Here is a 10,730-nt window from a genome sequence, read left to right as displayed (position 1 = left end):
TCAGAACACGGACGCGTCGAACCGTCTCAGCGGGGCGTCCGGGTTGAGCTCCAGCCCGAAGCCGGGGGCGTCGGAGACGTCCAGCCGGCCGTCCTGCGGCACCGGCTCGTTCCGGAACAGGCTGCCGAACACCGGCCGCACGCTGCGTCCGTCCGGGCTGTTCGCCACATATTCGCAGAACGGCGCGTTCGGCTGCGACATGACGTAGTGATAGCTGTAGGGCCCGCTGCCATGCGGCACCACGGGGATGTCATAGGCGGCGGCATGGGCGGCGATGCGCAGCAGCTCGGTCAGGCCGCCGGCCCACATCACATCCGGCTGCAGGATGTCGATGGTCCGCCCCTCGATCAGCCGGCGGAAGCCGTAGCGGGAATATTCGTGCTCGCCGGTGGTGAAGCGCGTGGCGGGCAGGGCCCGCTTCAGCAGRCCGTAGCCCTCGACGTCGTCGGGGTGCAGCACCTCCTCCCACCAATGGATGCCGAGATCGGCGCAGGCGGTGGCCAACTCGACCGTGTAAGGCACGTCCAGCGCCATGTAGCAGTCGACCATCAGCGGGAAGTCCGGGCCCACGGCGGCGCGATGCCCGGCCAGGAATTCGCGGTTGGTCCGCACCCCCTGGCGGCCGTCGGCGGGGCCGTGCGGCAGCGGCACCTTGCCGCCCCAGAAGCCCATGCGCTTGGCCTCCGCGGGCAGGGGCCCGGTGCAGTAGAAGCTCAGCTCCGGCTTGGTCCGGCCGCCGATCAGCTTGTACACCGGCTCCTGCCGGATCTTGCCGACCAGGTCCCACAGCGCCAGGTCGACCACGCTGATCGTGGCCAGGGGCAGGCCCTTGCGGCCGTAGAACATGCTGGCGCGGAACATCTGGTCCCACAGCAGGTTCAGGTCGCGCGGGTCGGCGCCGACCAGGAAGCGCTGGAAATGCTTCTCGATCAGCCAGCAGGCCGGCGGGCCGCCGAAGCCGGTGGCGAAGCCGACCCGGCCCTGGTCGTCCTCGATCTCGACCAGGATCGAGCCCAGCACGTCGATGCCCCAGCTCAGCCGCGACGCCTTGTAGGGCGCATAGCCCGACATCGGGTTGGCGATCAGCGAGTCGATGATCCAGTGGCCGCCCTTCTGGCGGTGATAGTCGCCGCCGTCCCCGGTGCCTTCGATCAGATGGGTGCGGATGTCGGCGATGCGCGGTGCGGTCATGATGGTGTCCGGAGGGTGGCGGGAACGGCTAGCGCATCAGCTGGCCGCCATTGACGTCGAGCGTGTGGCCGGTGACGTAACCGGCCCAGTCGCTGGCCAGGAAGGCGACGCAGCGCGCCACCTCCTCCGGCGTCGCGGCGCGGCCGAGCGGGATGGTGGCCAGGAACCGGGCCAGCACGTCGGGGGCCACGCCGTCATGCAGCATCGGTGTGTCGGCGGCGCCCGGCGACACGACATTGACCGTGATCCCCTCCGGCGCCCAGGCCCGGGCGAAGGACTTGGCCAGCGCGATCACCCCGGCCTTGGTCGCGGCGTAGATGGCGGAGCCGACATAGCCGCCGGTATGGGCGCCCTGGCTGGCGAACAGCACGATCCGGCCGCGGCCCTGCGGCGCCATCGCGGCATGGGCGGCGCGGCACAGATGGAACGGGCCGGCGAGGTTGACCCGCATCTGCCGGTCGATGGCGTCGTCGCCGACCTCGTCGATCGGCTGCCGGATCATCAGCGCCGCCGCGTTCACCAGGATGTCCAGTCGGCCATAAGCCTGGGCGGTGGTCTCGACCAACTCCCGGCAGGCCGCGGGATCGGCCAGGTCGAACACCGCCGGCGCGATCCGGCCGTCCGTCCCGTGCCGCGCGGTCTCGGACACTCCGTCGGCGTCGCGGTCGGCGGCGGTGACGACGCAGCCCAGCCGGGCCAGCAGCGGCGCCGTCGCCCGGCCGATGCCGCTGGCCGCGCCGGTGACGATGGCGATGCGCCCCGCCAGGCCCAGATCGTCGGTCATCTCCGGTGTCCCCGTCACAGCGGCAGCCGGTATTTCTCGATGCAGGCAGGGCGTGGCTCGACGCCCAGGCCGGGGCCCTCGGGCGGCCGCACCAGCCCGTCCGTGTGCCAGATCGGCATGTCGACCAGCTCGTGCTGCATCGGGTTCTCCAGCGGCTTCAGCTCGAACAGCCGCGCCGCCGGGCTGGCGACCGACAGATGCAGGCTGGCGGCGCTGGTCACCGCCGTGCTCCAGGCATGGGCGTTGACGGCGATGCGCGCCGCCTCGGCCAGGGCCGCCACCTTGCGGAAGCCGGTGATGCCCTCGGCCCGGGCGGGATCGACGCCGAGCACATCGACCAGCCCGGTGCGAATCAGCCGGGCATAGCCGGCCACGGTCCATTCCCGCTCGCCCGTGGCGATCCGGGTGGCGACGGCGGCACGCAGCCGGGCCAGGCCGTCCAGGTCGTCGGGATGCAGCGGCTCCTCGACCCAGTCGATATCGAAGGCCTCGAAGCGGCGGATGGTGGCGATCGCGGTTGCGGCGTCCCAGCGCACGCCGTTGCCGATATCGACCATCAGCCGGGCGGCCGGGCCGGCGGCCTGGCGCACCGCGCGGACGTAATCGACATCGTGATCCGGGTTGACCCGCGACAGGCTGCGCTTGCCGAAGCCGGCGACCTGGCGCACCGCGGGGACATAGCCGACATCGTGGTCTGGGTCGTGGCCGACCCGCGACAGGCCGCGCTTGCCGAAGCCCAGCTTGGCGCCCTTGAAGCCACGGGCAATGTGGCCCGCCACCTCGGCCGCGCCCTCCTCGATCGTGGCGCGGTTGACATGCATGCTGGCGATCGCCGGCAGCGCCTCATGGACCCGGCCGCCGAACAGGCGCCACAGCGGCAGCCCGGCCGCCTTGCCGCAGGCGTCCCACACCGCCATGTCGATGCCGGCCAGCGCCATGGTGGCCAGGCCAGCTTCGCCGTACCACCATGTATGCCGCTTCAGCGCCTGCCACACCGCCTCGGGCTCGCGCACATCCATGCCGGCGACCACATCGGCCAGGCCGCCCTGGACCAGCGCGGCGACGGCGCGGCAGGCCTCGGGCCACATGGCGATGCATTCGCCCCAGCCGGTCAGCCCCCCCTCGGCCTCCAGCCGCAGCAGCACGGTGTGCCGGATATTGCCGTGGTCGTTCGGCTCCGGATAGCGCAGCACGATCGGGGTGATGCCCTGGATGCGCATGCTTCCTCCTCCCACCGGCGGCCGCTTCGGCGGCTCGCCCTTTCCACCCCCTTGCCAGGACGGCGGAACCGACATTACGATGCCTCAAAAGAATTGGCCTGTCCAATTTACCAGTGGACCGGATATGAGGGAGGAAAGGGATGATCCGCGCGCACCGCTTCCGGGGTCTCGCCATCGCCGCCATTGCCCTGCTTGCCACCGGCGCCACGGCATGGGCCCAGGATTTCCACGGCTTCGACCCGGGGTCCTTCTCCGGCGCCATGCTGTCGGCCGACCAGCTCAAGGCCATGGTGGCCGACGCCAAGGCGGCGACGCCGCCGCGCAACGGCTCCGGCTACGTCATCGGCTTCGCCAACCTGCAGCGCGACATCTCCTTCGGGGTGAAGGTCGAGGGCGGCATCAAGGCCAATGCCGACGCCGCGGGGGTCGAGCTCACGGTCGCCGACAACCGGCTGGACGGGCCGACCGCCCTGGCCAATGCCGAGAGCTTCGTCCGCCGCAACGCCGACTTCGTCATCGAATTCCAGACCGACGTGAATTTCGGCCCGGCGGTGATGAACCAGTTCGACACTGCCGGCATCAAGGTGGCGGCGATCGACATCCCGATGCCGAACGCCACCTTCTTCGGCGCCAACAACCCGCGCTCCGGCTTCATGGGCGGCTCCTACCTGGCCCAGGCCGCGGTCGCCGAATACGGCGCCGACAAGGTGGCGCAGGGCTATCTCGTGGTCGGCGAGCTGCCGCAATCCGGCGCCATCCCGGCGATGCGCACCGGCGGCCAGGTCGCCGGCTTCCAGGCCGAACTGCCGAATTTCCCGGCCGACCACATCCTCAAGATCGACACCAAGAACACGCTGCAGGAGAGCTTCCAGCAGATGAGCAACCTGATCGGCCGCATCCCCGCCGGGGTGCCGATCATGGTGACCGCGATCAACGACCAGGCGGCGACCGGCATGCTGCGCGCCGCCCAGCAGGCGGGCCGCGAGGCCGACACCATCGTTGTCGGCATGGGCGCGGACGAGACCGAGACCCTGGCGAAGGAGCCGCGCTTCGTCGCCTCGGTCGGCTACTTCCCGGAGCGCTATGGCAACTACCTGATCCCGATCGCCCTGGCCACCCTGGCCAACAAGCCCCTGCCGCCGGCGGTGCTGGTCAACCACGTCATGGTGACCAAAGCCAACATCTGCGAGTTCTACCCGGACGCGGCCTGTGCCAAGGACGCCAAGGTCCTCGACTACAAATTCCCGCAGGAGGCCTTCGCCAGGCACCTCGCCGCCCTGCGCGGGCTGGAGGAGCTGAAGGGCTACGAGACCCTGATCCCGAAGGAGTGACCCCCCGCATGGCGATTCCCGCCCCCCGTCTCGAGATGCGTGGCATCCGCAAGGCCTTCGGCGGCGTCGACGTGCTGCGGGAGGTCGAGCTGACGGTCGCGGCGGGGGAGGTGCTGGCCCTGCTCGGCTCGAACGGCGCCGGCAAGTCGACGCTGGTGAAGATCCTGGCCGGCAGCTACGGCCGCGATGCCGGCACGGTGCGGCTGGACGGGGCCGAGGTCAGCTTCGACCAGCCACGCCAGGCCGTTGCCGCCGGGGTGCGCCTGCTGCCGCAGGAGATCTCGGTGATCCCGGACATGACCGTGGCCGAGAACATCTGCATCGGCGACCTGCCGATGCGCGCCGGCCCCGGCTTCCGGGTGGTCGACACGGCGGCGATGCGCCGCCAGGCCGAGGAGCTGCTGCAGCAGCTGGGCTATCCCGGCATCGACCCCGCCGCCCGGGTCAAGGGCCTGAGCGTGCCGGAGCAGCGGATCGTCGAGATCGCCCGCGCCCTGGCCGGCAAGGCGCGGGTGCTGATCATGGACGAGCCGACGGCGTCGCTGACCGAGCAGGAGGCGGCGACGCTGTTCGCCATCATCCGCCGGCTGAAGGCGCAGGGCGTCGCGGTGATCTACATCTCGCACTACCTGTCCGAGGTGTTCGAAGTCTCCGACCGCATCGCCGTGCTGCGCGACGGCCGCAACGCCGGCAGCTTCCGCACCCATGAGGCGACGCCGGCCGAGGTGTTGCGCGCCATGCTGGGCGGCGTGGTCGACGACCTGTACGGCGCCGGCCCCGCGGCACCGCCGGGCGAGGCCGTGCTCGCGGTGGAGGGGCTGCGCATCCCCGGCGAGATCGAGGATGTCGACCTGACCGTCCGGGCCGGCGAGATCGTCGGCCTGTTCGGCCTGGTCGGGTCCGGGGTCGAGACGTTGGGCCGGGCGCTCTACGGCGCGCTCGGGCCGGTGGCGGCGCGGCGGGTCGCGATCGGCGGCGCCCCCTACGCGCCGCGCAATCCGCAGGCCGGCAAGGCCGCCGGCATCGGCTTCATCGCGGCGGAGCGCAAGCGCGAGGGCATCGTCGCCGAGCTGACGGTGCGCGAGAACATCGCTTTGCCGTTCCTGGAGCGCTTCCGCGCCGGCCCGTTCATGGATGTGGCGGCGGAACGGCGCCACGCCGAAGGCTGGATCGATCAGCTCGGCATCCGCACGCGGGGCAGCGAGCAGCGCCTGCGCACCCTGTCCGGCGGCAACCAGCAGAAGGTCTGCATCGCCCGCTGGCTGGTCGACGGCATGCGCCTGCTGATCCTGGAGGAGCCGACCCGCGGCGTCGATGTCGGCGCCCGGCGCGAGATCTATGCCGAGCTGCGGCGGCTGGCCGATGCCGGCCGGGCGATCCTGGTCCTGTCCTCCGATGTCGAGGAGGTGGCGGGCCTGTGCGACCGCGCCATCGTGCTCGACCGCGGCCGGGCGGTGGCGGAATTTTCGCGCGGCCGCGAGCCGGCGGAGCTGATGGCCGCGGCCGGCGGACCGGCTGTGGCGGAGAATGGGGAGCTGAGGGCATGACGACGATCGACACTCCCCGCCGTTCCCGGGGCTTCGCCCGTGGTGCGCTCGGCCGGTCCTGGTCCGGCGTGGTGGTGCTGCTGCTGTTCTATGTGGCGCTGCTGGTCGCCTTCTCGCTGCTGTCGCCCTGGTTCCTGTCCTTCAACAACATGATGAGCATCGGCTCCAACGTCGCCTTCATCGGGCTGATGGCGGCGACCGGCACGCCGCTGATCATCGCCGGCGGGCTCGACCTCTCGGTCGCCGCCGTGGCCGGGCTGACCGGGGTGGTGCTGGCGCTGCTGCACGGGCTCGGCCTCGACATCTGGGTGGCGGCCGTGGCGGCGGTGCTGTGCGGCGCCGCGATCGGCCTGGTCAACGGCATCTTCACCACCGGGCTGCGGCTGAACCCGCTGATCGTCACCCTGGCGACCATGAGCATCATCACCGGCAGCGCCCTGGTGATGACCGGCGGGCTGACCCGGCCGCTGATGGTGCCCGGCTTCAACTGGATCGGCAGCGGCCGGCTGTTCGGCGTCCCGGTGCCGCTGATCCTGATGCTGCTGTGCTACGGCGCGCTGTGGGTGGTGCTGGCGAAGTCCCGCTTCGGCCGCTTCGTCTATGCTTCGGGAGGCAATCCGGAGGCCAGCCGCCTGGTTGGCGTGCCGGTGGCGCGCACCCAGATCACGCTCTATGTCCTGTCCGGCATCAGCGGCGCCGTCGCCGGGCTGGTGCTGGCGGCGATGCTGGGGGCGGCAGCGCCGGACGCGGCGGGCAAGCACCTGCTGACCGTGATCGCCGCCATCATCCTCGGCGGCACCAGCCTGTTCGGCGGCCGCGGCAGCGTCTGGGGCACGCTGCTGGCCGTGCTGATCCTGGGCACGCTGAACAACGGGCTGACCCTGCTCGACGTCTCCAGCTTCTGGCAGGACGTGACCCGCGGCATCGTGCTGCTGCTCGCCGTCAGCCTCGACCAGATCCGCAGCCGCGCGGCGGGGGATTGATCGTGGTCACCGGCCTCGACACCGTCGCCCCGATCGAGCGGCAGTCGGTCGCCGAGCAGGTGGCGAAGAAGCTCATGGAGCTGGTGCGCACCGGCAGCCTGAAGCCGGGCGACCAGCTGCCGCCGGAGCGCGAGCTGGCGCAGATCCTGCAGGTCAGCCGGCCCAGCGTGCGCGAGGCGCTGCGCGGCCTGCAGATCCTCGGCGTCGTCAAGATGCGGCAGGGCGGCGGCGTCTATGTCACGGCGCTGGAGGCGCTGGACCTGCTGGCGCCGCTGCAGTTCCTGCTGGAGCTGAACGCGCCTACGGTCGACGCGCTGCACGAGGCGCGGATCCTGGTCGAGGGCACCATCGCCGGGCTGGCGGCGCAGCGGATCGACGCCGCCTCGCTGGCCCGGCTGCACGCGCTGCTGACGGTACAGCGCGGCCTGCTGCGCGAACCGGTCGGCTTCCGCGTCTCGGACATGGAGTTCCACCGCATCATCTACGCCGCTTCCGGCAACCCGTTCCTGGAGCGGGTCGGCGGCTCGTTCTTCGTGCTGGGCATGGAATACCGCCGCATCGCCTCGGAGACGCCGGGCGTGCTGGAGCGCAGCTTCGCCGACCATCAGGCGATCCTCGCGGCGCTCGACGCCCGCGACGCCGTCGCAGCAGGTGAGGCGATGCGGCGCCACATGACCAGCGTCTACGAGACCACGCTGGCGGCGATGGAGAAGGCGCGATGAGCAGGAAGGCACGGATCGCCGTGGTCGGCGCCGGCTGGTGGGCGGCGCAGAACCACATCCCGGTGCTGCAGCGGAATCCCGATTGCGAGGTCGTCGGGGTGAACCGGCTGGGCGCGGCAGATCTCGCGGCGCTGCAGCAGCGCTTCGCCATCCCGGAGGGCTCGGAGGATTATCGCGAGTTGCTCGACCGGGTGAAGCCGGATGGCGTGGTGGTGGCCTCGCCGCATGTGCTGCATCACGAGCACGCCGCCGCGGCGCTCGACCGTGGCTGCCACGTGCTGGTGGAGAAGCCGCTGGCGACAAGCTCTGAGGACGCCCGCGACCTGGTCGCCCGGGCCCGCCGCGCCGGCCGCGCCATTCTGGTGCCCTATGGCTGGAACTTCCTGCCCTGGGTGCGCCAGGCGCGCCGGCTGGTCGGCGAGATCGGCACGGTCGAGCATGTCGTGCTGCAGATGGGCTCGGCGCTGGAGGACCTGTTCGCCGGCCAGCCGATGGCCGAGACCAAGGGCCACATGTTCCGGCCGCCGCCTTCGACCTGGGCCGACCCGAAGCGCGCCGGCGGCTATGGCTGGGGCCAGCTGGTGCATGCGCTCGGCCTCTTGTTCCGCATCGCCGAGCTGGCGCCGCGGGAGGTCTTCGCCATGACCGGCGCCTCGCCCACCGGGGTCGACTATTACGACGCCGCCACGGTGCGGTTCGAGGGTGGCGCCACCGCGGCGCTGTCCGGCGCCTCCACCGTGCCGAAGCATCGCGGCCCGCATATCGACCTGCGCATCTACGGCTCCGAGGGCCTGCTGCTGCTCGACATCGAGCGCGAGCGGCTGGAGGTGCGGCGCCGCGACGGCCGCGACACCACCGTGCCGATGGCGCTGGGCGCCGGCGAATACGACTGCGAGCGGCCGGTCGACGTCTTCGTCGACCTCTGCCTCGGCCGCGACGTCGAGAACGACGCGCCGGGCGAGGTCGGCGTGCGCGCGGTCGAAGTGCTCGACGCCATGTATCGCTCCGCCGCCAGCGGCCAAGTCGAGAGGGTGTGACCCATGCAGCTTTCGCTCACCTCCTGGTCCCTGCGCGCCTGCTCGCTGCAGGAGGCGGCCGGCATCGCCCGGGCGCTTGGCATCGGTGCGCTCGATCTCGGCTATTTCTACGGCCCCGCCCTCGACAAGGCGGCGCTGCTGGCCGATCCGGACAGGATGGCAGAGACGGTGCGGGCGCTCGGCATCCACGTGCCCAGCTTCTATCATCTGTTCGGCGACGGCCTGTCCGACCGCAATCTGGCCGATCCGCGCCACCGCGACCGCAACATCGCGGATTTCCGCAAGGCGGTGCAGTTCTGCGCCCGGGCGGAGATCGACACGATCTTCATCCTGCCCGGCGTGTGCAACCCGGGGCAGGGGCGGGCGCAGGCGTTGGCGGAATCATCCCGCTCGCTCAACGCCCTGGTGCCGATCGCCCTCGAGGCCGGGGTGACGCCGACGATCGAGCCGCATGTCCACTCCTTCCTCGAAACCCCGGCCCTGGTCGAGGAACTGCTGGGCCGGGTCGAGGGGCTGCGGCTGACGCTCGACTACGCCCATTTCGTCTGCCTCGGCTACCGGCAGGAGGAGATCGACCCGCTGGCCCGCCACGCCGCGCATGTCCATCTGCGCCAGGCCCGGCCGGGGGCGCTGCAGGCCAAGGGGCATGAGGGCACGATCAACATCGAAGCCCAGCTGGCCACCCTGCGCGACGCCGGCTTCCAGGGGCATCTCGCGCTCGAATACGTGCATCAGGACTACATGGCGACACTCCATGACGACGTGCTGACCGAGACGATCCGGATGCGCGACCTGGTGCGGGGATGGCTGGCATGACCGGGCGCCGGGTGACGGTCGAGGAGATCCTGCAGGGCGGCTTCTCCACTCCCTGGGATGCGCCGATGGTGCCGCCCTTCCCGTTCAGCTTCCGCGACGTCGAGGTGCTGACCCTGGCCTGGCGCACCGACCCGGAGGCGGTGGAACGGCTGCTGCCGCCGCCGCTGGAGCCGACCAGCGACGTGGTGCTCGCCCACATCTACAAGATGAACGACACCGACTGGCTCGGCCCCTATGGCGAGTCCAACATCATGGTCGGCTGCCGGCTGCCCGGGACCGGCGAGGCCGGGTCCTACTCGCCCTACCTGTTCCTGTCCTCCGACATCGGCGTCGCGCATGGCCGCGAGGTGCACGGCCAGCCGAAGAAGTCGGGCATCCCCACGCTGGAGGCGCGCGGCGACGCCTGGGTCGCCACCGTCGCCCGCAACGGCATCGACGTGATCACCGGCACGCTGGCCTACAAGCAGCGGCGCGACCGGATCGAAAGCCTGGCCGCGCATTTCGACTTCGCCACCAACATCAACCTGAAGGCGATCGACCATATCGACGGCCGGCCGGCGATCCGCCAGCTCACCGCCCGGCGCCTGGCCGAGGTGGCGGTGCATGAATGCTGGAGCGGGCCGTGCACGGTCGAGCYGCGGCCCAACATCCAGGCGCCGGTCTACCGGCTGCCGGTGCGCGAGATGCTCGACGGCTTCTACTGGCGCGCCGATTTCACTCTGGCGCCCGGCCGCATCCTGCACGACTACCTCGCCGCCTGACGACGGAGACAGCGCAATGACGCAGCACGCCTGGATCCTGGAGATCCGCCCCGGCTATGAGGAGGAGTACAAGCGCCGCCACGACGAGATCTGGCCGGAGATGGTGGCGGCGCTGCAGGCGGCCGGGATCCGCAACTACTCGATCTTCAAGCACGGCCTTGCCCTGTTCGGCCATTTCGAGACCGACGACCTCGACCGCACCATCGCGGCGCTGCGCGACGACCCGGTCAACCGGCGCTGGGGCGAATACATGGCGCCGATCATGAAGGTCGAGATCGACAGCCGCACCGGCTTCCCCTTCCTGCTGCCGCTGCAGTGGCACATGGACTGAGGGCGCC

Annotated in this window: 11 protein-coding genes; 8 read left to right on the top strand and 3 right to left on the bottom strand. The window is 71.0% G+C overall.

Going from position 1 to position 10,730, the window contains the following annotated elements:
* From rhmD to AB4Z01_RS01255, 3 genes are read right to left on the bottom strand one after another with little or no spacing between them, the layout of a single operon-like run.
* On the bottom strand, positions 1-1,191 hold the full coding sequence (gene rhmD / locus AB4Z01_RS01265) for an L-rhamnonate dehydratase (protein WP_441689684.1): 1,191 nt from the start codon (positions 1,189-1,191) through the stop codon (positions 1-3).
* 28 nt (positions 1,192-1,219) lie between these two features.
* Positions 1,220-1,975: an SDR family NAD(P)-dependent oxidoreductase gene (locus AB4Z01_RS01260; protein WP_441689682.1), complete on the bottom strand. Its 756-nt coding sequence runs from the start codon at positions 1,973-1,975 to the stop codon at positions 1,220-1,222.
* 14 nt (positions 1,976-1,989) lie between these two features.
* On the bottom strand, positions 1,990-3,195 hold the full coding sequence (locus AB4Z01_RS01255; RefSeq protein ID WP_441689680.1) for a mandelate racemase/muconate lactonizing enzyme family protein: 1,206 nt from the start codon (positions 3,193-3,195) through the stop codon (positions 1,990-1,992).
* A gap of 140 nt (positions 3,196-3,335) precedes the next feature.
* Here AB4Z01_RS01255 and AB4Z01_RS01250 point away from each other — a divergent pair, with 140 nt between their 5' ends.
* The 8 genes from AB4Z01_RS01250 to AB4Z01_RS01215 are packed head-to-tail and all read left to right on the top strand — an operon-like array spanning position 3,336 to position 10,723.
* A complete protein-coding gene (locus AB4Z01_RS01250; protein ID WP_441689678.1) occupies positions 3,336-4,526 on the top strand; it encodes a sugar ABC transporter substrate-binding protein in 1,191 nt (396 codons plus the stop codon).
* Positions 4,527-4,534: 8 nt separating this feature from the next.
* Positions 4,535-6,073: a sugar ABC transporter ATP-binding protein gene (locus AB4Z01_RS01245; protein ID WP_441689676.1), complete on the top strand. Its 1,539-nt coding sequence runs from the start codon at positions 4,535-4,537 to the stop codon at positions 6,071-6,073.
* Positions 6,070-7,056 (top strand): ABC transporter permease, encoded by a 987-nt coding sequence (locus tag AB4Z01_RS01240; protein WP_441689674.1) that lies wholly within the window; start codon positions 6,070-6,072, stop codon positions 7,054-7,056. The genes AB4Z01_RS01245 and AB4Z01_RS01240 overlap by 4 nt, the downstream gene beginning before the upstream one ends.
* A 2-nt stretch (positions 7,057-7,058) precedes the next feature.
* A complete protein-coding gene (locus tag AB4Z01_RS01235) occupies positions 7,059-7,778 on the top strand; it encodes a FadR/GntR family transcriptional regulator (RefSeq protein WP_441689672.1) in 720 nt (239 codons plus the stop codon).
* The gene (locus tag AB4Z01_RS01230) at positions 7,775-8,815 is read left to right on the top strand and encodes a Gfo/Idh/MocA family protein (protein ID WP_441689671.1); all 1,041 of its coding nucleotides are present in this window, start codon (positions 7,775-7,777) and stop codon (positions 8,813-8,815) included. Before AB4Z01_RS01235 ends, AB4Z01_RS01230 begins: the two co-directional genes overlap by 4 nt.
* Positions 8,816-8,818: 3 nt before the next feature.
* Positions 8,819-9,631 (top strand): sugar phosphate isomerase/epimerase family protein, encoded by an 813-nt coding sequence (locus tag AB4Z01_RS01225; RefSeq protein WP_441689670.1) that lies wholly within the window; start codon positions 8,819-8,821, stop codon positions 9,629-9,631.
* On the top strand, positions 9,628-10,392 hold the full coding sequence (locus tag AB4Z01_RS01220; protein WP_441689669.1) for an acetoacetate decarboxylase: 765 nt from the start codon (positions 9,628-9,630) through the stop codon (positions 10,390-10,392). The genes AB4Z01_RS01225 and AB4Z01_RS01220 overlap by 4 nt, the downstream gene beginning before the upstream one ends.
* Positions 10,393-10,408: 16 nt before the next feature.
* Complete coding sequence (locus AB4Z01_RS01215) at positions 10,409-10,723, top strand: L-rhamnose mutarotase (RefSeq protein WP_441322590.1); 315 nt, start codon at positions 10,409-10,411, stop codon at positions 10,721-10,723.
* Positions 10,724-10,730: the final 7 nt, after the last annotated feature.

The sequence above is a fragment of the Inquilinus sp. YAF38 genome, from assembly GCF_052113205.1.
GTDB lineage: Bacteria > Pseudomonadota > Alphaproteobacteria > DSM-16000 > Inquilinaceae > Inquilinus.
This window is presented reverse-complemented; position numbering and strand designations above follow the sequence as displayed.